Annotated in this window: 20 protein-coding genes; 6 read left to right on the top strand and 14 right to left on the bottom strand. The window is 74.4% G+C overall.

Annotated elements, in window-relative coordinates; all coding sequences use genetic code 11:
• Positions 1-274 precede the first annotated feature (274 nt).
• Positions 275-493: an antitoxin gene (locus HOY81_RS12695; protein ID WP_237320441.1), complete on the top strand. Its 219-nt coding sequence runs from the start codon at positions 275-277 to the stop codon at positions 491-493.
• A 146-nt stretch (positions 494-639) separates the two neighbouring features.
• Here the strand turns inward: HOY81_RS12695 and HOY81_RS12690 are convergent, their stop codons facing one another.
• Positions 640-1,365, bottom strand: coding sequence for a class III extradiol dioxygenase subunit B-like domain-containing protein (locus tag HOY81_RS12690; protein ID WP_237320419.1), 726 nt, complete (start codon positions 1,363-1,365; stop codon positions 640-642).
• 145 nt (positions 1,366-1,510) lie between these two features.
• Positions 1,511-3,001 (bottom strand): tRNA (N6-isopentenyl adenosine(37)-C2)-methylthiotransferase MiaB, encoded by a 1,491-nt coding sequence (gene miaB, locus HOY81_RS12685; RefSeq protein ID WP_237320418.1) that lies wholly within the window; start codon positions 2,999-3,001, stop codon positions 1,511-1,513.
• Between the two features lie 77 nt (positions 3,002-3,078).
• On the opposite strand from miaB, the gene HOY81_RS12680 reads away from it, so the two are divergent.
• Both HOY81_RS12680 and HOY81_RS12675 read left to right on the top strand, forming a co-directional pair.
• Positions 3,079-4,089 (top strand): TAXI family TRAP transporter solute-binding subunit, encoded by a 1,011-nt coding sequence (locus HOY81_RS12680; RefSeq protein ID WP_237320417.1) that lies wholly within the window; start codon positions 3,079-3,081, stop codon positions 4,087-4,089.
• 160 nt (positions 4,090-4,249) lie between these two features.
• Positions 4,250-7,303: a glycoside hydrolase family 38 C-terminal domain-containing protein gene (locus tag HOY81_RS12675; RefSeq protein WP_237320416.1), complete on the top strand. Its 3,054-nt coding sequence runs from the start codon at positions 4,250-4,252 to the stop codon at positions 7,301-7,303.
• A gap of 129 nt (positions 7,304-7,432) precedes the next feature.
• Here HOY81_RS12675 and HOY81_RS12670 read toward each other — a convergent pair whose 3' ends face one another.
• The 5 genes from HOY81_RS12670 to HOY81_RS12650 form a co-directional block, all read right to left on the bottom strand.
• Positions 7,433-9,094 (bottom strand): FAD-dependent monooxygenase, encoded by a 1,662-nt coding sequence (locus HOY81_RS12670; RefSeq protein ID WP_237320415.1) that lies wholly within the window; start codon positions 9,092-9,094, stop codon positions 7,433-7,435.
• A gap of 190 nt (positions 9,095-9,284) precedes the next feature.
• The gene (locus tag HOY81_RS12665; RefSeq protein ID WP_237320414.1) at positions 9,285-10,181 is read right to left on the bottom strand and encodes an amino acid ABC transporter permease; all 897 of its coding nucleotides are present in this window, start codon (positions 10,179-10,181) and stop codon (positions 9,285-9,287) included.
• A complete protein-coding gene (locus tag HOY81_RS12660; RefSeq protein ID WP_237320413.1) occupies positions 10,178-10,846 on the bottom strand; it encodes an amino acid ABC transporter permease in 669 nt (222 codons plus the stop codon). Before HOY81_RS12660 ends, HOY81_RS12665 begins: the two co-directional genes overlap by 4 nt.
• A 77-nt stretch (positions 10,847-10,923) precedes the next feature.
• On the bottom strand, positions 10,924-11,754 hold the full coding sequence (locus HOY81_RS12655; protein WP_237320412.1) for a glutamate ABC transporter substrate-binding protein: 831 nt from the start codon (positions 11,752-11,754) through the stop codon (positions 10,924-10,926).
• Positions 11,755-11,806: 52 nt separating this feature from the next.
• Complete coding sequence (locus tag HOY81_RS12650; RefSeq protein WP_272892717.1) at positions 11,807-12,598, bottom strand: amino acid ABC transporter ATP-binding protein; 792 nt, start codon at positions 12,596-12,598, stop codon at positions 11,807-11,809.
• A gap of 283 nt (positions 12,599-12,881) precedes the next feature.
• On the opposite strand from HOY81_RS12650, the gene HOY81_RS12645 reads away from it, so the two are divergent.
• Positions 12,882-13,592, top strand: coding sequence for a response regulator transcription factor (locus HOY81_RS12645; protein WP_237320411.1), 711 nt, complete (start codon positions 12,882-12,884; stop codon positions 13,590-13,592).
• A gap of 23 nt (positions 13,593-13,615) precedes the next feature.
• The gene (locus HOY81_RS12640; protein ID WP_237320410.1) at positions 13,616-15,010 is read left to right on the top strand and encodes a HAMP domain-containing sensor histidine kinase; all 1,395 of its coding nucleotides are present in this window, start codon (positions 13,616-13,618) and stop codon (positions 15,008-15,010) included.
• Between the two features lie 365 nt (positions 15,011-15,375).
• Here HOY81_RS12640 and recX read toward each other — a convergent pair whose 3' ends face one another.
• From recX to HOY81_RS12605, 7 genes are all read right to left on the bottom strand, one after another.
• Positions 15,376-15,972 carry a recombination regulator RecX gene (gene recX / locus HOY81_RS12635; RefSeq protein ID WP_237320409.1) on the bottom strand — a complete coding sequence of 199 codons (597 nt, stop codon included), beginning with the start codon at positions 15,970-15,972 and terminating at the stop codon, positions 15,376-15,378.
• 3 nt (positions 15,973-15,975) lie between these two features.
• Entirely contained in the window at positions 15,976-17,106 is a 1,131-nt protein-coding gene (gene recA / locus HOY81_RS12630) for a recombinase RecA (protein WP_237320408.1), read from the bottom strand.
• A 253-nt stretch (positions 17,107-17,359) separates the two neighbouring features.
• Positions 17,360-18,628: an AI-2E family transporter gene (locus HOY81_RS12625; protein ID WP_237320407.1), complete on the bottom strand. Its 1,269-nt coding sequence runs from the start codon at positions 18,626-18,628 to the stop codon at positions 17,360-17,362.
• 55 nt (positions 18,629-18,683) lie between these two features.
• Positions 18,684-18,878 carry a DUF3046 domain-containing protein gene (locus tag HOY81_RS12620; RefSeq protein WP_237320406.1) on the bottom strand — a complete coding sequence of 65 codons (195 nt, stop codon included), beginning with the start codon at positions 18,876-18,878 and terminating at the stop codon, positions 18,684-18,686.
• Between the two features lie 42 nt (positions 18,879-18,920).
• Positions 18,921-19,238, bottom strand: coding sequence for an AzlD domain-containing protein (locus HOY81_RS12615; protein WP_237320405.1), 318 nt, complete (start codon positions 19,236-19,238; stop codon positions 18,921-18,923).
• Complete coding sequence (locus tag HOY81_RS12610) at positions 19,235-20,050, bottom strand: AzlC family ABC transporter permease (protein ID WP_237320404.1); 816 nt, start codon at positions 20,048-20,050, stop codon at positions 19,235-19,237. The genes HOY81_RS12615 and HOY81_RS12610 overlap by 4 nt, the downstream gene beginning before the upstream one ends.
• A gap of 10 nt (positions 20,051-20,060) precedes the next feature.
• Positions 20,061-20,936, bottom strand: a complete 876-nt coding sequence (locus HOY81_RS12605; protein ID WP_237320403.1) for an AraC family transcriptional regulator — start codon at positions 20,934-20,936, stop codon at positions 20,061-20,063.
• 45 nt (positions 20,937-20,981) lie between these two features.
• Here HOY81_RS12605 and HOY81_RS12600 point away from each other — a divergent pair, with 45 nt between their 5' ends.
• Complete coding sequence (locus HOY81_RS12600) at positions 20,982-25,751, top strand: ATP-dependent helicase (protein WP_237320402.1); 4,770 nt, start codon at positions 20,982-20,984, stop codon at positions 25,749-25,751.
• Positions 25,752-25,784 lie beyond the last annotated feature (33 nt).

Below are 25,784 nucleotides of genomic sequence, written 5' to 3'. Positions count from 1 at the left end.
GGGGGACCGGACCCGGACGCCCTCCGGAGACCGCGGCCCGCGGTCTCCGGCAAGGGGGCCCGCAGGGGCGGGGCCGCTCCCGCGCACGGCGCGGACCGCGGGAAGCACGCGTATCGTCGATGGTGCGGAGATGAGGTTTCGCCCGTTTTGCGTTCGCCGGACGGTGCACCCGAGGGGCGGACGACGCCCCGGCGGCTCCCGCCGGACGGTGGTCGGACGTGGCGGGCGAGGCGCCCGTACCCGCACGAGTACGTCACGAGGAAGGGTGACCGCCATGGGCTTCATGGACAAGGTCAAGGGCATGCTCGGCCAGCACGGTGACAAGGTCGAACGTGGCGTGGACAAGACCGCGGAGACGGTGGACCGGAAGACCGGCGGCAAGTACACCGACAAGATCGAGCGCGGCACCGGCAAGGCCAAGGAATCCATGGACCGCATGTCCGAGGACCGGCGCCGGGACGAGGGCGGGGGGCAGGGCGGCCCCGCCGCCTGAGGGCAGTCCCGCCCCCGCACACCGGCCGTGGCCGCACGCCCCGCGGTGCGCGGCCACGGCCGGCGTGCGGCACGGCGGCGGGCGCGACGAGGGGGCCCGCAGGGAGCACCGGGACCCGCCGGTCGCGCACGTACGGGCCGGGCCGCTCAGGACCAGCCGGCCACCAGATACCCGACCCCGTACGGCGCCGCGTCGTACAGCAGCCGCCCGCTCAGCCCCGCGTCCTCCGCGGCCCCGGCCAGCACCTGCCAGGAGGCCCGCCCGGAGACCTGGAGCTCGTACGCCAGTTCCTCGTCCAGCTCCAGCAGCCCGGACACGTCGGCGGCGCCCAGCGCCCGTGCCGCTGCCGCGTCGAACGCGGTGGCCCGCTCGTCGAACCAGCCCGGGGCCTTGAGGGTGCGGCAGGCCGAACCGTCGCCCAGCACCAGCAGCGCCACCCGCCCGGCGGTCGCCGCCAGGTCGCGGCCGGCCGCGGCGCACCGCTCACGGGACAGCGGCTCCCCCACGCCCAGCCCCTCCACCGGAGCGGAGGACCAGCCGGTGCGCTCCAGCAGCCACGCCCCGACGGCCAGCGACGGGGGCAGCGCACGCCCGTCCCCGCCGCCCGGCCCGCCCTCCGGCGGCTTGCCGAGGGACACCTCCAGGTCCACCCCGAAGCTGCGGAAGGAACCGCGGGCGCCCTGCGGGTGGACACCGCGGGCGGCCTGCTCGGCCGGGCCCACCACGACGAGCCGGTCCGCCCGGGCGGCGGCCAGCACACCGATCACGTCGTAGCAGGCGGCACGGGCGTCGTCCATCTCCGGGGCGGCTCCGGCGGCCACCTCGGGCACGAGCAGCGGCGGGCAGGGGCACACGGCGGCGGCGACAAGCATGGACGGCAGCTTACGGCCTGCCGCGCCCGCCGGCCCTCACCTCACCCGTTGCTCCGGCGCCCGCGCGCGCTCCCGCACGGCGGCGGGCGTCGCCACGGTGCACCGCGCGGCGGGCGCCTCTCTCACCCGTACGACGGACCCCGGGTCAGCAGGCCGTGCACCCCCCTCCGGCGGGAGCGGGCGGCTGCTCCGGCACGCCCACCGTCGGCAGCCCGAGCATCACCCCGGAGGTCTCCCGCTGCGCCGCCCCCTCCTGCTGCCGCTCCCAGGCGTCGCCCGCACGGGTCCGGCGGACCGCGAGCGGCGCGGACTCGGCCAGCAGATGGTGCGGCGCGGCGTAGCTGACGCACACCGAGGCCACGTCCCCGGGGCGCACCGGCTCCTCCGGCCGCGCGAAGTGCACCAGCCGGTTGTCGGGCGCCCGGCCCGACAACCGCCGGGTGAGGTCGTCCTTCCGGCCGCCCCCCTCGGCGACCATGACCTCCAGCGTGCGGCCGACCTGCTTCTTGTTCTCCTCCCAGGAGATCTCCTCCTGGAGGGCGACCAGCCGCTCGTAACGCTCCTGGACCACGGCCTTGGGGAGCTGCCCGTCCATCTCCGCCGCCGGGGTGCCGGGCCGCTTGCTGTACTGGAAGGTGAACGCCTGGGCGAACCGCGCCTCCCGCACCACGTGCAGCGTCTCGGCGAAGTCCTCCTCCGTCTCGCCGGGGAAGCCGACGATGATGTCCGTGGAGATCGCGGCGTCCGGGATGGCGGCCCGCACCTTCTCGATGATCCCCAGGAAGCGCTCCTGCCGGTAGGACCGGCGCATCGCCTTCAGCACCCGCGAGGAGCCGGACTGCAGCGGCATGTGGAGCTGCGGCATCACGTTGGGCGTCTCGGCCATCGCGGCGATGACGTCGTCGGTGAAGTCACGCGGGTGCGGGGAGGTGAAACGGACCCGCTCCAAACCCTCGATCTGCCCGCAGGCACGCAGCAGCTTCCCGAAGGCCTGCCGGTCCCCGATGTCGCTGCCGTAGGCGTTGACGTTCTGCCCGAGCAGGGTGATCTCGCTGACGCCCTCCGCGACCAGCGCCTCGACCTCGGCCAGGATGTCGCCCGGGCGGCGGTCCTTCTCCTTGCCGCGGAGCTGCGGGACGATGCAGAAGGTGCAGGTGTTGTTGCAGCCGACGGAGATGGAGACCCAGGCCGCGTACGGGCTCTCCCGCCGCGTGGGGAGCGTGGAGGGGAACGCCTCCAGCGACTCGGCGATCTCGACCTGCGCCTCCTGCTCGATCCGGGCGCGTTCCAGCAGCACCGGCAGCTTGCCGACGTTGTGCGTGCCGAAGACCACGTCGACCCAGGGCGCCCGCCGCACGATCGTCTCGCGGTCCTTCTGCGCCAGGCAGCCGCCCACCGCGATCTGCATCCCGGGCCGGGCGGCCTTCTTCGGCGCGAGCTGTCCCAGATTGCCGTACAGCCGGTTGTCGGCGTTCTCCCGCACCGCGCAGGTGTTGAACACGACGACGTCGGCCGCCTCGGCCTCCTCCGGCGCCCGTACGTAGCCCGCTTCCTCCAGCAGGCCCGCCATCCGCTCGCTGTCGTGGACGTTCATCTGGCAGCCGAACGTCCGCAGCTCGTAAGTCTTCGCAGTCATCTCAGTCCACAGGGTACGTGCTGGCGCCGGGGCGGGCCCCACTGCCGTCCGGGAGACCGGGGTGGCAGGATCGCGGCATGTCCGGAACCACCCGCGCCGGCGCCGGCCGGCCCACCCCGCGCCGCCGTACGCTGCTGCGCGCGGGCGCGGCGGCGGGGGCACTCGGAGCCGCGGGCTGGTGGCTGCTGCCGGACGGCGACGGCGGCCCGCGGGGCCGGATCACCTTCGCCACCGGCGTGCCCACCGGGGTCTACGAGCGGTACGGCACGCTGCTCGACCGCCGCCTCGCCCGCGATGTGCCGGCGCTTCGGATGCGGCTGGTGCCGAGCCAGGGCTCCGTACAGAACATCGACATGCTGATCTCCGGAAGGGCCGACGTCACCATCGCCCAGTCCGACGCGGTCGCGGCCTATCTGAACCGCGGCGGGCGGGACGCGGGGCGGCTGCGCGCCTGCGCTCGGCTCTACGACGACTACATGCAGCTCATCGTCCCCGCGGACGCGCCGGTCCGGGACGTCTCCGGGCTCCGGGGGCTGCGGGTCGGCCTGGGCGAGGCGCGTTCCGGGGTCAGCCTGTCCGCGGGCCGGCTGCTGGCGGCCGCCGGGCTGGGCGGTCCGGAGGACCTGACGCGGGTGGCGGCCGGCATCGACGAGATGCCCGGGCTGCTGGAGCGGGGGGAGCTGGATGCCTTCTTCTGGTCCGGGGGGCTGCCGACCTCCGCGATCCAGCAGCTCGCCGCCCGGCTGCCGGTCCGGCTGGTGCCGCTGGGCGGGCTGCTGTCCCTGCTGCACGGCATGAAGCCGGAGACCCGGCACTACCGGGCCGCGGTGGTGCCGGCCGACGCCTACCCCGGTGTGCAGGGCGGCGAGCCGGTGCCGACGGTGGCTATCGCCAACCTGCTGGTCACCACCGACCGCATGGACGCCGGGCTGGTGGAGGCGCTCACCCGGTCGCTGATCAACAGCCGGGACCAGATCGGCAGCGAGGTGCACGCGGCGCAGAAGGTCGATCTGCGCACCGCGATCTACACCGACCCGCTGCCGCTGCACCGGGGCGCGGAGCGGTACTACCGCGCGGTCAAGCCCTGACCCGCCCCGGCTCGCCCCTACGCCGGGTGCCGGGGGCGGACGACGGCGTGGCGCATGGGCGGGTACGGATGCGGGGAGGCCCCGGGCAGGCCGCCCGAGCAGACCGCCTGAGCAGACTCCCCGAGCAGATCGCCGTCGCCCGAGCGAAGGAGCCGCCGACATGCACGACGACCGCCGGATCGTCGAAGCCCGCCTGCGCCGCGTGCTGGAGGAACGGATCAGACCGGCCGTGCACACCGCGCCGCGTCCGCTCACCGTGGAGCGCTGGGAGGCGCCGGGCGAGCCGGTGCCGGTGGCCGAGGCGCTGACGGCGCCGTACGAGCCCGCCGCACCGGGAGCGGAGTGGGGGCCGGCATGGGGCACCACCTGGTTCCGGGTGACCGGCCGGGTGCCCGCGGAGTGGGCGGGCCGCACCGTGGAGGCGGTACTGGACCTGGGCTTCGACCGGGACATGCCGGGTTTCCAGTGCGAGGGCCTGGTGCACCGGGCGGACGGCAGCACGGTGAAGGGGCTCAGCCCGCGCAACGCCTGGGTGCCCGTCGCCCGCCCCGCCGCCGGCGGCGAGGCGGTGGAGCTGCTGGTCGAGGCCGCGTCCAACCCGGTGCTCAACACCCCGCAGACGCCGACGTACCAGGGAGACGTCCGCACCGCGCACGACCGCCCGCTGTACCGGCTGGGCCGGATGGACCTCGCCGTCTTCGAGGCCGGGGTGTGGGAACTGGTACAGGACCTGGAGGTGGCGGGTGGACTGATGCACGAGCTGCCGGTGGAGGACGCCCGCCGCTGGGAGCTGCTGCGCGCCGTCGAACGCGCTCTCGACGCGGTCGACCTGTCCGACGTGCCGGGCAGCGCGGGGCGCGCGCGGGAGCACCTGGCCGGCGTGCTCTCGGCGCCGGCCCGGGCCTCGGCGCACCGGATCAGCGCGGTGGGGCACGCGCACATCGACTCGGCCTGGCTCTGGCCGCTGCGGGAGACGGTCCGGAAGGTCGCGCGCACCGCCGCGAACATGGTGGCGCTGATGGACGAGCACCCGGAGTTCGTCTTCGCCATGTCCCAGGCCCAGCAGTTCGCCTGGCTCAAGGAGCACCGGCCGGAGCTGTACGCCCGGGTGCGGAAGAAGGTGGCGGACGGGCAGTTCGTGCCGGTCGGCGGCATGTGGGTGGAGTCGGACACCAACATGGTCGGCGGCGAGGCGATGGCCCGGCAGTTCCTGCACGGCAAGAAGTTCTTCCTGGACGAGTTCGGGGTGGAGACCCGGGAGGTGTGGCTCCCCGACTCCTTCGGCTACACGGCGGCGCTGCCGCAACTCGTCCGGCTGGCCGGGGCGGAGTGGTTCCTGACGCAGAAGATCTCCTGGAGCGAGACCAACCCCTTCCCGCACCACACCTTCTGGTGGGAGGGCATCGACGGCACCCGGGTCTTCACCCACTTCCCGCCGGTCGACACCTACAACTCCGATCTGAGCCCGCGCGAGCTGGCACACGCGGCCCGGAACTACCGGGAGAAGGGCGCGGCCTCCCGCTCCCTGGTGCCCTTCGGCTGGGGCGACGGCGGCGGTGGCGCGACCCGCGAGATGCTGGCCCGGGCCGCGCGCCAGGCAGACCTGGAGGGGTCCCCGCGGGTGGCGGTGGAGCGCCCGTCGGCGTTCTTCGGGCAGGCGCACGAGGAGTACGGGGGCCCCGGGCAGGCGCCGGTGTGGGCGGGCGAGCTCTATCTGGAGCGGCACCGCGGCACCTACACGTCGCAGGCGAGGACCAAGCAGGGCAACCGGCACAGTGAGTCGCTGCTGCGCGAGGCGGAGCTGTGGTCCGCCACCGCCGCGCTGCGCCGGGCCGGGTACGCGTACCCGTACGAGCGGCTGGACCGGCTGTGGAAGACGGTGCTGCTGCACCAGTTCCACGACATCCTGCCGGGCTCCTCCATCGCCTGGGTGCACCGGGAGGCCCGGGAGACCTACGCCCGGGTCCGCGCGGAGCTGGAGGAGATCACCGGCGCCGCACAGCGCGCGCTGGCCGGCGAGGGCGGGCAGGAGCTGGTCTTCAACGGCGCCCCGCACGCCCGGGACGGCGTCCCGGCGGGCGGAGCGGCGCCGCGGGCCCGTACGGGCGCCGCGGTCACCGTGGCGGAGCGGGACGGCGGCGGATGGGTGCTGGAGAACGGGCTGCTGCGGGTCGGCGTCGACCGGCGCGGGCTCGTCGTCTCGGCGGTGGATCTGGCGAGCGGACGGGACGCGATCGCGCCCGGCGCGGCCGGAAACCTGCTCCAGACCCATCCCGACTTCCCCAACGCGTGGGACGCCTGGGACGTCGACGCCTTCTACCGGCACAACGTCACCGACCTCACCGGCGCCGATGCGGTGTCGCTCTCCGCGGGCGGCGCGACGGGCGGCGAGCCGGCCACGGTCCGGGTCGTCCGCTCCTTCGGCGACTCCTCGGTGGTGCAGCTCCTCACGCTGCGGCCGGGCTCACGGGTGCTGGAGATCGACACCGAGGTGGACTGGCGGGAGACGGAGACCTTCCTCAAGGCCGCGTTCCCGCTGGACGTGAAGGCCGACCGGTCGGCGGCGGAGACCCAGTTCGGCCACGTCTTCCGGGCCACCCACGTGAACACCTCCTGGGACGCCGCGAAGTTCGAGATCTGCGCCCACCGCTGGGTGCAGGTGGAGGAGCCCGGCTGGGGCGTCGCGCTGGTCAACGACTCGACGTACGGACACGACGTGACCCGGGACGTGCGCGCGGAGGACGGCGGTCAGACCACCACGGTCCGGCTCTCGCTGCTGCGCGCCCCGCGCTACCCGGATCCGGAGACCGACCACGGACTCCACCGGATGCGCTGTGCCCTGGCGCCGGGCGCCGGCATCGGCGACGCGGTGCGCGAGGGGCACCGCATCAACCTCCCGGAACGCACCGTGCGGGGCGCCGGCGCGCCGGTGGCGCCCCTGGTCTCGGTCACCGGGGAGCAGGTGGTGGTGGAGGCGGTCAAGCTGGCCGAGGACCGCAGCGGCGACGTGGTGGTCCGGCTCTACGAGTCGCACGGCGGCCGGGCCCGCACCACGCTGACCCCTGGTTTCGCGACGGCCGGTGTGGCGGTGACCGACCTGCTGGAGCGCCCGCTCGGCGGGGCGGACGGCCGGCCGGAGCCGGCGGCGGACGGCTCGCTGGAGCTGACCCTGCGCCCGTTCCAGATCCTCACCCTGCGGCTGACCCCGGCCTGAGCCCCGGGGCGGGCTGTGCGGACGCGGGCCGAGCACCGGGCCGGGCGGGCCGTACCGGAGCGGCGCGGCGGCCCGCGGCGCCCGCGGAACGGGGGTCAGGCCCCCCGCCGCGGCGCAGGCGGGCCCGGCTCAGCCCTGCCCGGCCGCGGTGCCGGCCGGGTCCGCGGCGTCCCGTCCCCCGCCCAGCAGGGCGTCGGCGCAGGCCACGAGCTCGTCCGTACGGGCGCCGTGGAGCGCGGCGACCAAGTGCCCGTCGGGGCGCACCAGCAGGACCGTGTGCGGGGCGGCGCCCGGGTACTCCTCGGCGACGAGGAGCTCGGCCCGGAGCGGCAGCGCCTCGACGGCGGCGGCGAGCTCCGGCATCAGCCCGGCCTGAAGCCAGTGCCGGCTGTCCCAGACGCCGGTGCCCGGGGCGACGAGCAGGACCAGCAGCTCCCCGCCACGGCCGCCGAGACGGGACCGCAGCCGCGTCCGGGTGCCGTCCAGCGCGGTGACCGGCACGTCGGTCACGGGTGCGCCCGGGCGGGTGCGGGCCGGCACCGGGGTGACGGCGGCGGGTGGCGGGGCCAGCGGCGAACCGGGGTATTCCGGTGGGCCGCCGAGCCGGCCCCGGCCGAGATGGCCGTCGGTCAGCAGTTCGAGGGCCGCGCGCTCGGCCCCCGGGAGCAGCGTACGCAGCCCGCCGCCGGCCCGGCGCACCAGCGGCAGCGCCTGATCGACGGCGCGCAACCGGGCCGCCACCGCGCTCCGCCGCTCGGCCTCGTAGCTGTCCAGCAGCCGCTCGCGGGCCGCGGCGCCCGGGCCGCGGGGTCCGTCGTGCCAGGCGAGGGCGAGCTTCCAGGCCAGGTTGGCCGCGTCCCGCAGCCCCTCCTCCACCGCCTGCACGCCGAGCGCGCCGAGCAGGTGGGCCGCATCCCCGGCGAGAAAGGCACGTTCGGCGCGCCAGTGCCGGGCGAGCCGCTGGTGCGCCGTGTGCACGCCGGTGTCGAGCAGCTCGTACGCCGGCCCGCTGTCGGCGTCTTCACGCCCCCCGGTCCGCTCCCCGGGCGCCCAGGCGGCCAGGGTCTCCTGAGCGCGGGTCAGCAGGTCCTCCGGGGTGACCACGGGTCCCCGGGGCGGCAGCAGCCAGTCGAACCGCCAGACCCCGCCGGAGAGCGGCCGGGCCGTCACCTCCCCGCCGGCGCCCGGCGGGTCGCGGTGCAGCACGGCCTCGTCCGGCCGGGGCAGCCCGGTGCGCAGCGCGGCGACGGCGTGCCGTTCCACGGCCGTACGCCCCGGGAAGCGGACGCCGAGCAGCTTGCGCACCATGGACCGGGCGCCGTCGCAGCCGACGAGGTGGCTGCCGCGCCACCAGGTGCCGTCCGGGCCGCCGGTCTGCGCGGAGACGCCGGTGGCGTCCTGCTCCAGGCGGATCAGCCGGCTCCGGGGCACCAGGTGGACCAGCCGCTCCCCCGCCACCGTGGCGCGCAACGCGATCTCCAGGCGGTGCTGTTCCAGATGGAGCGGCGCCACGTCGTCTCCGGGGTCGGCGTGCCCGGGGCCCCCGGACTCGACACGCTCCAGGCACTGCTGCCGCCGCTCGGTCCGCCACGCACGCCAGCGCACTCCGGCACCCGGCAGGGGCGGCAGCCAGGCGACGGTAGGAGCGCTCAGCACACAGGTGCGCGCGGAGCGGCGTACGACCTCGCCCGCACCGGCGTCGAGCACCACGGTGGGAACGGAGTGGCGCGCGAGCGCCAGTGCCAGCGCGAGGCCCACCGGGCCCGCGCCGACGACGATCACCGGGTCCACGGCGGGGGGACCTCGCTGTTCTCACAGGGCCGACGAACATGCAGAAGGGGAGCGGAGGGAGCCCGGTGCGCGATCACAGCGGTATGCAACCCACTGCCCGTTCCCCCGTCAAGCGAGGGGGAACGGGCAGCGTAACGCGGGTCGCGGGACGGCTCCGCGGCGGGTGTCCGGGCGCGGTGCCGGCCCGGAGCTACTCCTTGGTCACCGGCTCCTCGTACTCCATGTCCTCGGTGGCACCGCCGTGCACCACCGCGCCGGTGGTGCGCTTGCCGCGCCGGATGCGGGCCTCGATCCAGGAGGCGAGGTTGGTGAGCAGGAAGTTGAGCGCGATGAAGATGACGGCGACCGCCGTGAACGAGGCGATGGTGTTCGCACCGTAGTTCGCGCTGATGTTGCTGACCTGGTTCATCAGGTCGTCGAAGCCGAGCATCGCGCCGCCGAGCGCGGTGTCCTTGACGATCACCACGAGCTGGCTGACCAGCGCCGGCAGCATGGCCGTGACGGCCTGCGGGAGCAGCACGTAGGACATGGTCTGCCCCTTGCGCATGCCGATGGCCTTGGCCGCGTCGGTCTGGCCGGAGGGCAGCGACAGGATGCCCGCCCGCACGATCTCGGCGATGACCGAGCCGTTGTAGAGCACCAGACCGGTCACCACCGCGTAGAGCGGGCGCACCTCGGACTCGACGGTGGTGAACTGGGCGTACATCTGGTTGGCGAAGACCATCATCAGCAGCACCGGGATCGCGCGGAAGAACTCCACGACCACCCCGGCGGGGGCACTGACCCAGCGGTGGTCGGAGAGCCGGGCGATGCCGAGCAACGCGCCCAGCGGCAGCGCGATGACGATGGCCAGCCCCGCAGCCTTGAGGGTGTTCGCCAGACCGGGAAGGAGGAAGGTCGTCCACACCCGGGAGTCCGTGACGAACGGGCTCCACTTCTCCTCGGTGAGCTGGTCCTTGTCCGCCATGGTGTCCAGCACCCACCAGCCCACCAGGACCAGCGCGCCGAGAAAGACCACCGTGTAGGCGACGTTGCGGACCTTGGCGCGCGGCCCCGGCGCGTCGTACAGGACAGAGAGGTTGCTCATCGCTTCACCGCCACGCGCTTGCTCACCCAGCCGAGGAGAAGGCCGGTCGGGAGGGTGAGGATGATGAATCCGAAAGCGAAGACCGCGAAGACCAGGAAGAGCGCGTCGCTTTCGTTCTCGATCATTTCCTGCATCAGCAGGGCCGCTTCGGAGACGCCGATCGCGGCGGCGACCGTGGTGTTCTTCGTCAGCGCGATCAGCACGTTGGCCAGCGGCGCGACGACGGAGCGGAACGCCTGCGGCAGCACGACCAGGGTGAGCACCTGGACGAAGCTGAGGCCCAGGGCACGCGCGGCCTCCGCCTGGCCCACCGGCACGGTGTTGATGCCGGAGCGCAGCGACTCGCACACGAAGGTGGCGTGATAGGCGACCAGGCCGAGGATGGCCAGCTTGAAGCCGATCTCCTTGGACGTCCCGCCGCCGAGTTCCACGCCGAGGGTCTGGTACAGCCCCAGCGAGGTGGCGACGATGATCACCGTGAGCGGAGTGTTCCGCACGGTGTTGATGTACACGGTGCCCACCGCCCGCATCAGCGGAACCGGGCTCACACGCATGGCGGCCAGGATGGTCCCCCAGATCAGGGACCCTATCGCCGAGTACACGGCGAGCTGGACCGTCACCCAGAAGGCCGCCCACAGGTCGTAACCGTCAAGAAAGTCGAACACGTTCTCCCGCGCTCTCGCCGTGGAAGCGGGGGCGCGCCGCCCGGGTCAGGCGGCGCGCCCCGCTGCCGTTGCCGTCGTCAGCTCTTCTCGGTGATCTCCGGGGCCTCGCCGTAGTCGTAGCCGGCCGGGCCGAAGTGCTTCTCGGCGAACTTCTTCCAGGAGCCGTCCTCCACCATCTTGCGGAGGGCGTCGTTCACCTTCTTCTGCATCTCGGTGTCGCCCTTCTCCAGGCCGATGCCGTACGGCTCGTCGCTCAGGTTCAGGCCGAGCAGCTTGAACTTGCCCTGGTGGGAGTCCTGGGAGGCGTAGCCGGCCAGGATGCTGTCGTCCGTGGTGATGGCGTCGACGGCCTTGTTCTCCAGACCGGTGAGGCACTGGGAGTAGGTGCCGTACTCCTGGAGGTCCGCCTTGGGCGCGAACTCGTTCTTCACGTTCTGCGCGGAGGTGGAGCCGGTGACGGAGCAGAGCTTCAGCTCGCTGTCGTTGAGGTCCGACTCCTGGGAGACGTCGTTGTAGTCCTTGCGGACCAGCAGGTCCTGGTGGGCCATCAGGTACGGGCCCGCGAAGCTGACCTCCTCCTTGCGCTCCGGGGTGATCGAGTAGGTGGCGGCGATCAGGTCGACGTCACCGTTCTTGATCAGGTTCTCCCGGTCGGCGCTGGGGGCCTCCTTCCAGGTGATGTCCTTGGCCTTGTACCCGAGCTCCTTGGCGACGTACGTGGCGACGTCCACGTCGAAGCCGGTGTAGTCACCGTCCTTGGTCTTCAGGCCGAGGCCGGGCTGGTCGAACTTGATGCCGATGGTGATCTCGTCGCCGTCGGAGCCGCTGTCACCCCCGCCGCAGGCGGTGGCGGTGAAGGCGAGGGCGACGGCGGCAGCGGCGGCGATGCCGCTCTTGCGGAGAGTCATGGTGAACATCCCTACGGTTCTCGGTGGTGTACGGGCCGCTGAGCGCCCGGGCTCAGTGGTGGAGGATCTTGGAAAGGAAGTCCTTGGCGCGCTCGCTCCGCGGACTGCTGAAGAACTGATCGGGGGTGGCCTCCTCGACGATCCTGCCGTCGGCCATGAAGACCACCCGGTTCGCGGCGGAACGGGCGAACCCCATCTCGTGGGTGACGACCACCATGGTCATCCCGTCCCGGGCGAGCTGCTGCATGACCTCCAGCACCTCGTTGATCATCTCGGGGTCCAGGGCGGAGGTGGGCTCGTCGAAGAGCATCACCTTCGGGTCCATCGCCAGGGCCCGGGCGATGGCCACGCGCTGCTGCTGGCCGCCGGAGAGCTGCGCCGGGTACTTGTCGGCCTGGTTGGCCACCCCCACCCGGTCCAGCAGTGCGCGCGCCTTCTCCTCGGCCGCCTGCTTGCCCGCCCGGCGCACCTTGAGCTGGCCGAGCGTCACGTTCTCCAGCACGGTCTTGTGCGCGAAGAGATTGAACGACTGGAAGACCATGCCGACGTCCGCCCGCAGCCTCGCCAGCTCCTTGCCCTCCGCGGGCAGCGGCTTGCCGTCGATGGCGATGTAGCCGGAGTCGATGGTCTCCAGCCGGTTGATCGTGCGGCAGAGCGTGGACTTGCCGGAACCGGAGGGGCCGATCACGACGACGACCTCACCGCGCTCGATGGTCAGGTCGATGTCCTGGAGCACGTGCAGTGCGCCGAAGTGCTTGTTCACGTTGTCCAGCACGACCAGGCCGCTGGGCGCCGACTCCGGTCGTCCGGCGTCCCCGTCCTTGGTCACCGATACTTTGCTCATCGGCGTGTCGCTCCGTCCTCGTCGGTTGCGAGGACCTTAGTGACCCGTCGCCACCAGCGTCATTACATCTGAGGGGAAATTGAGCATAACGATATGACCAGGCCGGAACACGCTACGTGAAGGAGAGCGCCACGGGCGTTCCGGTCGCGTACCGGCTGCATAACGAACCCTCGCGGCGGCCGGGAGCCACTTGACTCACCTGCGCAGATCCGGGTGGATGCAGAGCCGGAGCGCCGTCGCGGCCGCCACCGCGACACCCGGTAAGGAGGAGAGAGGAGGCGCGGTGAGACTGCTGCTCGTCGAGGACGACGACCGTGTGGCGGCGGCACTCTCCGCCGTGCTCGCCCGTCACGGCTTCGAGGTGGTGCACGCCCGGGACGGGGAGACCGCGCTCGGGAAGCTCCTGCCCGACGCCGCCGGACCGCCCTTCGGCGTGGTCCTTCTGGACCTCGGGCTTCCCGACCAGGACGGCTTCGAGGTCTGCGGCCGCATCCGCTCTCTGTGCTCCACCCCCGTGATCATGGTCACGGCGCGGTCGGACGTACGCTCCCGCATCCACGGCCTGCATCTCGGGGCCGACGACTACGTGGTCAAGCCCTACGACACCGGTGAGCTGCTGGCCCGCATCCATGCGGTGAGCCGGCGCACCGCTCCCGAGGAGAACGGCCGGGCGCCGCGGGAGGAAGCCCCGCGCCCCCCGGCACTCCACCTCGGGCCGGTCACGATCGAGCTGCCGACCCGCCGGGTCCGGGTGGACGGCGAGAACGTCGCCCTCACCCGCAAGGAGTTCGACCTGCTCGCGCTGCTCGCACAGCGCCCCGGTGTGGTCTTCCGCCGGGAGCAGATCATCAGCGAGGTCTGGCGCACCAACTGGGAGGGCACCGGGCGCACCCTGGAGGTGCACGTCGCCTCGCTGCGCTCCAAGCTGGGGCAGCCGGCGCTCATCCAGACGGTGCGCGGGGTCGGCTACCGCCTCGTCGAGCCCGCCGCCTGACCCGGCGGAACCGGACCGGCACCGTGCGTTCCCGCCTCCTCTCCCTCCTCATCGTGCTCTTCACCGGGGTGCTGCTGGCCCTCGGCTTTCCGCTGGCCGCCAGTCTCGCCGCCGCCGAACAGCAGCGCATGGTGGTGGACCGGATCGACGACACCGCCCGCTTCGCGTCGCTGGCCCAGTTCGTCACCGCACGCAGCGAGCCCGGCGAGCGGCTGGCGACGCTCCGCCGGGAGCTGCGGCGCTACCACGATCTGTACGGCATCCGGGCCGGCGTCTTCTACCGGGACGCGCGGGCCATGGCCAGCGCACCGGAGGACTGGCGGGTGCCGCCCACCGGCCCCGGCCAGGAGGCCTTCCGCGAGGCGCTCGCCGGGCGGCGCAGTCACGACCCGGCGCAGGTGTGGCCGTGGCAGGAGGACCGGAGGGTGGCGATCGCCTCCCCGGTCATCCGGGACGGCGATGTGGCGGCGGTCGTCTTCACCGACTCCCCCACCGGGCCGCTGCGTTCCCGGATCCTGCACGGATGGCTGCCCATCGCCGCCGGGGAGGCGGCGGCCATGCTGCTGGCCGTCGCCGCGGCGCTGATGCTGACCCGGTGGGTGCTGCGGCCCGTGGAGACGCTGGACCACGCCGCCCACGAGATCGCCACCGGGAAGCTCAAGTCCCGGGTGGCGGCCGCCGGCGGGCCACCGGAGCTGCGGCGGCTGGCGCGGTCGTTCAACGAGATGGCCGACCGGGTGGAGGAGATCCTGGAGCAGCAGCGTGCCTTCGTGGCGGACGCCTCCCACCAGCTCCGCAACCCGCTCTCCGCGCTGCTGCTGCGGATCGAGCTGCTGGGACTGGAGCTGCCGGAGGGCAACCAGGAGTTCGCCTCGGTGCAGGCGGAGGGCAAGCGGCTGGCGCAGGTGCTGGACGGACTGCTCGATCTGGCGCTGGCCGAGCACAGCCCGGCGGACCTGCGGCTGACCGACGTGGCGGAGCTGGCGGCGGAGCGGGTGGCCGCCTGGGAGCCGGTGGCCGCGCGGGCCGGGGTGACGCTGCGCCGGGCCGGGCCCGCGGCGCTCACCGGCTGGGCGGATCCGGTGGCGCTCTCCAGCGCGCTGGACGCCGTGGTGGACAACGCCGTGAAGTTCACCCCGGAGGGGGGCGAGGTCACGGTGCGCGCGGCGGCGGCCGGGGAGGAGGTGACGCTCGAGGTGGCCGACGGCGGTCCGGGGCTGAGCCCGGAGGAGCTCGACCGGATCGGGGATCGCTTCTGGCGCAGCGGCAGCCATCAGAACATCGCGGGCTCGGGCCTGGGGCTGTCCATCACCCGGGCGTTGCTCGCCGCCGGCGGGGCGAGCCTGAGCTTCGCCCCGAACACGCCACGCGGGCTGCGTGCCACCGTGACGATGCCCCGGGAGGCCCCGGAGGACTGACCGCGTGGGCGGTCGCCGGGTGCGTGCGCGAGCCGCCGGGAGCGGCAGTGCGGCCGCCGGCGGGGACCGAATCCGCGTGCGACGGCCCGGGCCGCCGAGCACGGACCCCGGATGACGGTGCGCCGGGCACGGGCGGGGGCCGCTTCGGCATGCAGGTGCGCGGGCTGCCGCACGTGCAGATGTGTCAACCACCGGGTACGAGAGCCCTTCCGCAGGCGCGCGCGAGCCACCCTGGTCACCGGCCGCGCGTATGCGCAGGCCACCGGACACCGGCGGGCGCGAGCCGCCGGTACGCCCGGTGCGCCCCACACGGTGGGGCCACAGCCGGAGGGAGCCGATGCGGACCAGGACCCGCGCCGGGCAGGTCAGGGCTCCGGGAGATGCCGCTCCAGCTCCTCAGGGTCCTCCCCCTCCTCCTCGAGCGCCTGCCGGACGACGCGGAGCGCCAGCCCCTCGGGGTAGCCCTTGCGTGCGAGCATCCCGGCGAGGCGCCGGATGCGCTTCTCCCGGGCCAGGCCGCGTGTCGCGCGCAGCCGGCGCTCGATCAGGGCGCGGGCGGTCTCCTCCTCCCGGTCCGCGTCGAGCTGTCCGACGGCTTCCCGGACCAGCCCGGCGTCCACGCCTTTGGTCCGCAGCTCGCGGGCGAGCGCGCGCCCGGCCAGGCCCCGGCTGTGGTGCCGGGACTCCACCCATGCCTCGGCGAACGCGGCGTCGTCGATCAGGCCGACCTCCTCGAAGCGTCCGAGCACCTCCTCGGCCACCTCGTCCGGGATCTCCTTCCGGCGCAGCGCGTCCGCCAGTTCGCGGCGGGTGCGCGGCGTCCCGGTGAGCAGCCGCAGGCAGAGGGCGCGGGCGCGCTCCGCGGGATCGCGGGAGGTGCGGCGCGGTGGCCCTGCCTCGGCCCTCGACGAGGCAGGGCCACCGCTGTCCTGGGGTTCCGGCCAGTCGCTGCGCCGTGTCACGGGTCAGCTCTTGGCCGCGGCCGCCTTGGCCGCCGGCTTGCCCTTGGCCGGCGCCGTCTTGGCGGTCTCGGCCGGGGCCGCCGCCGGGCCGGCCTCGCCCGCCGCGTCCGCGCCGGGCCCGGCCACCGGCTCCTCAGGGCGCACCCCGATGCCCAGCTTCTCCTTGATCTTCTTCTCGATCTCGTTGGCCAGGTCGGGGTTGTCCCGGAGGAAGTTACGGGCGTTCTCCTTGCCCTGGCCGAGCTGATCGCCCTCGTAGGTGTACCAGGCGCCGGACTTGCGGATGAACCCGTTCTCCACGCCCATGTCGATCAGGCCGCCCTCGCGGCTGATGCCCTGGCCGTAGAGGATGTCGAACTCCGCCTGCTTGAAGGGCGGCGCGACCTTGTTCTTCACCACCTTGACCCGGGTGCGGTTGCCCACCGCCTCGGTGCCGTCCTTGAGGGTCTCGATCCGTCGGATGTCCAGCCGCACCGAGGAGTAGAACTTCAGGGCACGGCCGCCCGTGGTCGTCTCCGGGGAGCCGAACATCACGCCGACCTTCTCCCGGAGCTGGTTGATGAAGATCGCCGTGGTCTTGGAGTGGCTGAGCGCACCGGTGATCTTCCGGAGCGCCTGGCTCATCAGCCGGGCCTGCAGGCCGACGTGCGAGTCGCCCATCTCACCCTCGATCTCCGCGCGCGGCACCAGGGCGGCGACGGAGTCGATGACGATCAGGTCGAGCGCCCCGGAGCGGACCAGCATGTCGGTGATCTCGAGCGCCTGCTCGCCGTTGTCCGGCTGGGAGAGGATCAGGCCGTCCACGTCGACCCCGAGCTTCTTCGCGTACTCCGGGTCCAGGGCGTGCTCGGCGTCCACGAACGCGACGGTGCCGCCCTGGCGCTGGGCGTTGGCCACCGCGTGCAGGGTCAGGGTGGTCTTGCCGGAGGACTCCGGGCCGTACACCTCGACCACGCGGCCCCGCGGCAGGCCGCCGACCCCGAGGGCGACGTCGAGTGCGGTCGACCCGGTGGGGATCACCTCGACGGGCTCGTCCGGCCGCTCGCCGAGGCGCATCACGGCGCCCTTGCCGAATTGCCGTTCAATCTGCGCGAGCGCGGCGTCGAGCGCCTTCTCGCGGTCGGTTCCTGCCATGGGTGCCACCCGGTTGTTCGCTTGAGTCGATCGCTTCACGTCCACCGACGCTAGCGCCTGCCACTGACAATCCGCCCGGGCCTCGCCCGGGACGCCCTCTGCCCGGGACGCCGGCCCGCAACGGCACGCCGCCCGGCCCAGTCCGACACGCTGCCCAGCGCCGCTCCACGGAGCGGCCCCTCTATAAGAATGGCTGTTCGATTTTTGTGTCAAGTCACCCGGCTTTCCTGTGGATGACGGGCGAAACCCCAGTTCAGGACCGTCTTCTGAGGCGCCGTTCACGGGCCGGCGGCTCCAGCGCCCGCGGGTCGGTCACGTCGTAACGGCGTACATAGGCGCCGAGAAACCCCTGGAGCGTCGCGGTCGCCGGCACCGCGACGAGCGCACCCACCAGCCCCAGCAGCGCCGTGCCCGCGATCACGGAACCGAAGGCCACCGCGGGATGGATGTCCACCGTCCGCGCGGTGATCCGCGGCTGCAGCAGGTAGTTCTCGAACTGCTGGTAGACCACCACGAAGCACAGCACCCACAGCGCCGCCCAGGGGTCCATCGCGAAGGCCAGCAGCACCGGGAGCGCGCCGGCCAGGTAGGTGCCCACGGTGGGCACGAACTGCGAGACCACTCCCACCCAGAGCGCGAGCGCGGGCGCGTACGGCGCTCCGAGGAGCTCGAGGAAGACGTAGTGCGCGAGCCCGGAGACCACGGCCATCAGGCCGCGCGAGGCGAGATAGCCGCCGGTCTTGGCCGCGGCGATCTCCCACGCCCGCAGCACCTCGGCCTGCCGGGCGGGCGGCAGCACGGAGCAGAGCGCCCGGCGCAGCCGCGGACCGTCGGCGGTGAGGTAGAAGGCGAACAGGAAGACGGTCAGCAGTTGGAAGACCCCGCCCAGGAGCGTGGCCGACAGTCCCCAGACGTCGTCCGCGTTCTCCGCCACGTAGCCGCGCACCCAGTCGGAGCCCAGCACGCCCTGCTGGAGCCCGCCGGCCGCGAGATCGGTGTGGAAGGTGGCGTTCACCCAGGCCAGAAGGGTCTCCAGGTGGGAGGGCAGGCTCGCGACGATGCGCGTCACCTGGTCGGCGAGGACGGAGCCGAGCGCCGCCACAAAACCCGCACCGGCCGTCAGCACCCCCAGGAACACCAGCCCGGTGGCGATGCCGCGGGGCACCCCGCGGGTGGCGAGCCGGTCCACGGCGGGCTCCAGGGCGAGGGCCAGGAAGAAGGCCACCAGGAGGTCGAGCAGCAGGGTGGAGAGCCGGGTGAAGGCCCAGCCGGCCAACTGGAGGCCGCCCAGCAGCGCCAGCCCGAGGACCAGGGCGCGCGGCAGCCAGCGGGGCATGCCCGGCGCCGCCCGGAACGGTTGCTGCGCAACCGCGGGGTCCGGGGAATCCTCCGCGGCACCGGCGCCCGCAGGCCGGGCCCGGTCCGCGGCGGGCTCGCCGGCCGGGTCCTCGCCGCCGGGTGGTTCCGGGCCGTGCGCCTGCGGGCCGTCCCCGGCGCCCGTCCCCTGCGCTGTCGCTGACACGGGTGGATTGTCCCGTATATCCGACCGGCGGGCGGGGAGGGCGCACCCGGGCGGCTCACCTCTTCTCCGGGGGTACCTCCATCGCCGTACACACCGCCCGCCACACGTCCTTCGCCTCCCATCCGGCCGCCAGGGCCTCGTGGACGGTACGTCCGCCGAGTTCGGACATCACGTGATCACGGGCGAAGGAGTCGGCGTACGCCTCGCCGAAGTGCTCCGCCATCCGCTGCCAGAAGACCGTCAACCGCATGCGTGCAGTATCCCCCGCCCGGCCCGGGGCCGGGCGCCGCCGTCAGCCTGCAAGCGCCCGTACCCCCGCGGTGACCAGCACCGCGGCCGCGATCACCACCAGGAACGGGGCCCGCAGCAGCAGGGCCACCGCGGCCGCCCCCAGCCCGGCGGCGCGCGCGTCCAGCAGCAGTGCGCTCCCGTCGCTGAACGTCTGCTGCGCGGTGAGCGCGGCGAGCAGCGCCACCGGCAGCAGCGCCGCCAGCCGCCGGACGACCGGCCGCTCCAGCACGGTGGCCGGCACGGACAGCCCCAGCAGCTTCACCAGGTAGCAGCCGGCCGCCGTGAGCCCCACGGCCACCCACACGCCCGTCCCGCTCACCGGGCGTCCCCTTCCCCCGCCGTCCCGGCCGTCCGCGAACCGCCCGGCCCGTGCCGCCGGCACAGCAGGACGAGCGGCGCGGCCAGCGCCGCGGCGAGCACGGGCACCCCGGCGGGCAGCACGGGCAGCAGCGCCAGCCCCAGCACCACCGCCAGCCCCGCGGTGCATCGCTCCGTGGTGCCCCGCAGCATGGGCGCGAGGAGGGCCAGGAAGACCGCGGGACCCGCCGCGTCCAGGCCCCAGGCGCTCAGGTCGCCGAGGGCGGAGGCCCCCGCCGCGCCGAGCAGGGTGGTCAGGTTCCAGAGCAGGTAGAGCGTCGCGCCGGTGACGGCGAAGCCCAGCCGGGTGGCGCGCCTGCCCCGCTGAGCGAGGGCGACGGCCGCCGTCTCGTCGATGACCCAGTGGGCGGCCGGCGGCCGCAGTGCGCGGGGCAGCGCCAGCAGGGTGGAGAGCCGGAGCCCGTAGAAGGCGTTGCGCACGCCGAGGAAGAACGCGCCGGTCGCGGCGGTCAGCGGGGTGCCGCCCGCGGCGATCGCGCCGACCAGGGCGAACTGCGAGGCACCGGTGAAGACGAGCAGGCTCAGCACGCAGGTCTGGGGGATGCTGAGGCCTGCGCCGACGGCGGTCACGCCGAAGGCGAAGCCGGTGGGCCCGACGGCGAGCCCGACGCCGAGGGCGTCGCGCACCACCGCCCGGTCGCCGCGGCCGTCCGCCGGCGCCGCCCCGGGCCCGGGAGAGGTCTGGCAGGGAGAGGGTTCCGGATGCGGCCCGCACGGTTCCGGGGCCGGCACCGCGTCTGTTCGCCGATCCACACCGGTGACCCTAGGAGCGGCCCGGACCTGCGGTCTTGTACGTTCTTGCGCGCTCCCGCCGGTACGCGCCGGGCGGCACACCGACGATGCGCCGGAAGTGCCGGCCCAGGTGCGGCTGATCGGTGAACCCGACCGCGACCGCGGCCTCGGCCGGCGGCAGGCCGTCCTCCAGCAGCCGCCGGGCCCGGCGGACCCGGGCGTCGGTGAGCCAGGCGTGCGGCGGCATGCCGTGGGTCTCGCGGAAGGAGCGGAGCAGCGAGAAGGGGCTCACCCCGAGCTCCGCCGCGAGCTGTTCCAGGGTGGGTGGCTCAGCCATCCGCTGCTCGAGGATCTCCCGGGCGCGCAGAGCGTTGCGTGCGCCCGCCGTACGCACCGCGCGCTGGGGCAGGTCGCGCCCGTTCCGCTGGAGGAGCCGCGCGACGGCCGTCCGCAGCAGCGAGTCGGCGGCCAGCGCGTTCCCCTCCTCCGCCGCCCGGTGCACGCCGGCGATGAGGCGGGCGGTCCCCGGGTCCCGGACGACGGTCTCGGCGAAGCCGGCGGTGCCCCGCAACGCGGTCGTCTCCGCGGCGACCTGCGCGACGGTGCGGGCGCTCGTGTAGAGCGTGGCGTAGGCCCAGCCCTCGGGCACGCCCGCGCGTGCGGTGTGCGGCACCTCCGGGTTGATCATGACGACACTCCCGCGGCCGACCCGCTCCGTGCCGTGCGGCATCCCCACCTCCTCGACACCGCCGGTGATCGCGCCGAAGACATAGCCGTCGTGGGCGTGCCGCGGGAAGAACTGACCGACGTAGCGGGCGCGCAGCAGGTCCAGGCCGGGCAGCTCCTCGTAGCGCCAGTGCCGTGCCCACTCGTCCCGCCCCAGGGCACCGCCGGTCCCGCTCACCATGCCTTCATTGTGAGCGCTGTCGGTGGCCGGGTGCAGGATGGGGGCATGGCTCAGCGATCGGCCCGGGGGCCGGAATCCCCGGTCCTGGAATCCTTCTCCCCGGCGACCCGCGCGTGGTTCACCGGGGCCTTCCGGGCGCCGACGGCGGCGCAGGAGGGAGCCTGGCGGGCGCTCGCCGAGGAGTCCGACGCCCTGGTGGTGGCCCCCACCGGCTCCGGCAAGACGCTCGCGGCCTTCCTGGCCTCGCTGGACCGGCTGGCCTCGGTCCCGCCCCCGGCCGACCGGCTCCGCCGCTGCCGTGTGCTCTACGTGTCGCCGCTGAAGGCCCTCGCGGTCGACGTCGAGCGGAATCTGCGCTCCCCGCTGACCGGCATCCGGCAGGAATCCGTGCGGCTCGGGCTGCCGGAGCCGGAGATCCAGGTCGGCATCCGCTCCGGGGACACCCCGGCCGCCGAGCGGCGGGCCCTCGCCCGGCGCCCCCCGGACATCCTGATCACCACGCCCGAGTCGCTGTTCCTGATGCTCACCTCCGGCACCCGGGAGGCGCTGTCCGGCGTCGAGACGGTGATCCTGGACGAGGTGCACGCGGTCGCGGGGACGAAGCGCGGCGCCCACCTCGCCCTCTCCCTGGAGCGGCTCGACGAGCTGCTGGAGCGCCCGGCACGCCGCATCGGCCTCTCCGCGACGGTGCGCCCGGTGGACGAGGTGGCCCGCTTCCTCTCCCCGCAGCGCCCGGCGACGATCGTGCAACCGCCGTCCGGCAAGGCCTTCGACCTCTCCGTCGTGGTGCCGGTCGAGGACATGGGAGAGCTCTCCGGCGCACCCGCGCAGGACGGCGGCCCGGGCGGCGAGCGGCCGTCCATCTGGCCGTCGGTGGAGGAGCGCATCGCCGACCTGGTGCAGGCTCACCGGTCCACGATCGTCTTCGCCAACTCCCGCCGGCTGGCCGAGCGCCTGTGCAACCGGCTGAACGAGATCGCGTACGAGCGTGCCACCGGCGAGCCGCTGCCCGAGCACCACGCCCCCGCCGAGCTGATGGGCGGCTCGGGTGCCGCCGAGGGGGCACCACCGGTGCTGGCCCGTGCCCATCACGGCTCGGTCTCCAAGGAGCAGCGGGCGCAGGTCGAGGAGGAGCTGAAGGCGGGGCGGTTGCCGGCCGTGGTCGCCACCTCCAGCCTGGAGCTGGGTATCGACATGGGTGCGGTGGACCTGGTGATCCAGGTGGAGTCCCCGCCCTCGGTGGCCTCCGGACTCCAGCGGGTCGGCCGGGCGGGGCACCAGGTCGGCGCGGTCTCCGCCGGTGTGGTCTTCCCGAAGTACCGCGGCGACCTGGTGCAGTCCGCGGTGGTCACCGAGCGGATGCGGGAGGGCGCCATCGAGGCGCTCCGCGTCCCGGCGAACCCGCTCGACGTCCTCGCCCAGCAGCTCGTCGCCATGACGGCGATGGACACCTGGGACGTGGACGAGCTGCTGGCGGTGGTGCGGCGGGCCGCGCCCTTCGCCTCGCTGCCGGAGTCGGCGTACACCGCGGTGCTGGACATGCTCGCCGGGCGCTACCCCTCGGACGCCTTCGCCGAGTTGCGGCCCCGGGTGGTGTGGGACCGCGTCGCGGGCACGGTCACCGGGCGTCCGGGGGCCCAGCGGCTGGCGGTCACCTCCGGCGGTACCATCCCCGACCGCGGCCTCTTCGGGGTGTTCCTCGCCGGCGCCGACCCGAAGAAGGGCGGCGGCCGGGTGGGCGAGCTGGACGAGGAGATGGTGTACGAGTCGCGGGTGGGCGACGTCTTCACCCTGGGCACCACCGCCTGGCGGATCGAGGACATCACCCGCGACCGGGTGCTGGTCTCCCCCGCGCCCGGGCAGCCCGGGCGGCTGCCGTTCTGGAAGGGCGACCAGCTCGGCCGCCCGCTGGAGCTGGGCCGGGCCCTCGGCGCCTTCCTGCGGGAGCTCGGCGGCCTGTCCCCGGAGGACGCCTCCGCCCGGCTGGCCCGGGCCGGGCTCGACGCGCTGGCGGTGCGCAACGTCCTGGCGTATCTGGAGGAGCAGCGCGCCGCCTGCGGCCACGTGCCGGACGACCGCACCATCGTCGTGGAGCGCTTCCGGGACGAGCTGGGCGACTGGCGGGTGGTCGTCCACTCGCCGTTCGGCGCCCAGGTGCACGCGCCGTGGGCGCTGGCCCTGGGTTCCCGGCTGACCGAGCGGTACGGCATGGACGCGCAGGTCATGCACGCGGATGACGGCCTCGTGCTGCGCCTGCCCGACGCCGACCTGCTGGGCCTGGACCTGCTCGACGAGGGCCGCGGCGGGGACGCGGCGTACGACGGCGAGCAGGCCCCCGTCGGCGCCGAGGACGTCGTCTTCGACAAGGACGAGGTGGACCGGGTGGTCACCGACCAGGTCGGTGGCTCGGCGCTGTTCGCGGCCCGCTTCCGGGAGTGCGCCGCGCGGGCGCTGCTGCTCCCCCGGCGGAACCCGGGACGGCGCACCCCGCTGTGGCAGCAACGGCAGCGGGCCGCCCAGTTGCTGGAGGTGACTGCCGAGTTCGGCTCCTTCCCGATCGTGCTGGAGGCGGTGCGGGAGTGCCTGCAGGACGTCTTCGACGTGCCGGGGCTCACGGAGCTGATGGGCGACGTCGAGGCCCGCCGGGTGCGCCTGGTGGAGGTCACCACGCCGGAGCCGTCGCCCTTCGCCCGCTCGCTGCTCTTCGGCTATGTGGCGCAGTACCTCTACGAGGGGGACTCCCCACTGGCCGAGCGCCGGGCCGCGGCCCTCTCGCTCGACTCCCGGCTGCTGGGCGAGCTGCTGGGCCAGGCGGAGCTGCGGGAGCTGCTGGACCCGCGGGTGCTGGCGGAGCTGGAGGACGAGCTCCAGTGGCGCACGGAGGACCGCCGGGCCAAGGACCCGGAGAGCGTCGCCGACCTGCTGCGGGTGCTGGGGCCGCTGACCGGTGCTGAGCTGGCCGAGCGGGGCGCGGAGCCCGGCTGGGCGGAGGAGCTGGAGCGCGCGCGGCGGGCCATCCGGGTGCGCGTCGCCGGGGAGGAGCACTGGTCGGCGATCGAGGACGCCGGGCGGCTGCGGGACGCCCTGGGCGCCGCGCTGCCGGTCGGTGTGCCGGAGGCGTTCACCGAGCCGGTGCCGGACCCGCTGGGTGATCTGCTCTCCCGCTATGCGCGCACCCACGGCCCCTTCACCTCGGGGGAGGCCGCAGCCCGCTTCGGGCTGGGCACCGCGGTGGCCGAGGGGGTGCTGCGGCGGCTCGCCGCCGGCGGACGCCTGGTCGAGGGGGAGTTCCGCCCGATCGTGCCACACGACCACCCCGAGTACGACGCGCTGCACTCCCGGGGGCATGTCCGCGTCGGCCAGGAGTGGTGCGACGCGGCGGTGCTGCGCCGGCTCCGGCGGCGCTCGCTCGCGGCGCTGCGGGAGGAGCTGGAGCCGGTGCCGCCGCCCGCGCTGGCGGCGTTCCTGCCGCGCTGGCAGCACCTGGGGACGGGGAGCCTGCACGGCCTCGACGGGCTGGTGCGGGCGGTCGAGCAGCTCCAGGGGGCGCCGGTGCCCGCCTCCGCACTCGAGAAGCTGGTGCTGCCCGCCCGGGTGCGCGGCTACGCACCGGCCCTGCTCGACCAGCTCACGGCCTCCGGCGAGGTGGTCTGGTCCGGCGCGGGCGCCCTGCCGGGCAAGGACGGCTGGGTCGCCCTGCACCTGGCGGACACCGCTCCGCTGCTGCTGCCCCCGCCGCTCCCGCTGGAGCTGTCGCCGCTGCACCAAGCGGTGCTGGACGCGCTGCAGGGCGGGTACGGGCTGTTCTTCCGGCAGATCGCCGACCAGGTGCGGGCGTCCCACCCCGAGTGCTCCGAGCCGGAGCTGGCCACGGCGCTGTGGGATCTCGCCTGGTCCGGGCGGCTCACCAACGACACGGTGGCGCCGCTGCGCTCCCTGCTGGGCTCGGGCCGCACGGCGGGCTCGACGGCGCACCGCGCGCAGCGCGCCGTACCCCGCGGCCGGTACGGCGCGCTGACCGGTGGGACCCGTCCCGCCGGCACCCGGAACGGCCCGCCGACGGTGGCCGGCCGCTGGTCACTGCTCCCGGAGCCCGAGCCGGAGCCCACCCGCCGGGCGCACGCGCTGGCCGGCACGCTCCTCGACCGGCACGGCGTGGTGACCCGCGGCGCCGTCCAGGCCGAGGGGGTGGCCGGGGGCTTCTCCGCCGCGTACCGGGTGCTGTCGGCCTTCGAGGAGCGCGGGCAGGCCCGGCGGGGCTATGTCGTCGAGGGGCTGGGGGCGGCCCAGTTCGCCATGGACGGTGCGGTGGACCGGCTGCGTACGGTCAGCCGGCGCCGGGAGCACGGCGAGCCGGCCGGGTTCCCCGCCGGCCGGCCGGCGGGCGAGGGCGACCGCGCCGCCCGGGCCGTGGTGATGGCGGCGGCCGATCCGGCGAACGCCTACGGGGCCGCCCTCCCCTGGCCGGCGCCCCCGCCGGGCGCGACGCACAAGCCCGGCCGGAAGGCGGGCTCGGTGGTGGTGCTGGCCGACGGCGAGCTGCTGCTCTACATGGAGCGGGGCGGCAAGACGCTGCTGGCGTGGCCCGGGGAGGGCGAGGGCGCGACGGGCGGTGCGGGCGAGGAGCCCGGCTCGCGGGCCCGGCTGGAGGCGGCGGTGACGGCCCTCGGGGAGGCGGCCCGCGGCGGCACGCTGGGCACCCTCACCGTCGAACGGGTGAACGGCGTCGCCGCGCTCACCTCCCCGGTGGCTCCGCTGCTGGAAGCAGCGGGATTCCACCCGACACCGCGCGGCCTGCGGATACGCGCCGGCTGAGGCGGCCGGGAACGGCGGGCCTCCTGCCAGGAT

Origin of the sequence: Streptomyces sp. JJ36 (assembly GCF_021696945.1) — a bacterium.
Classification (GTDB): domain Bacteria; phylum Actinomycetota; class Actinomycetes; order Streptomycetales; family Streptomycetaceae; genus Streptomyces.
Note: the sequence above shows the minus strand (reverse complement) of the source record. Positions and strands in the feature narration are given on the sequence as shown.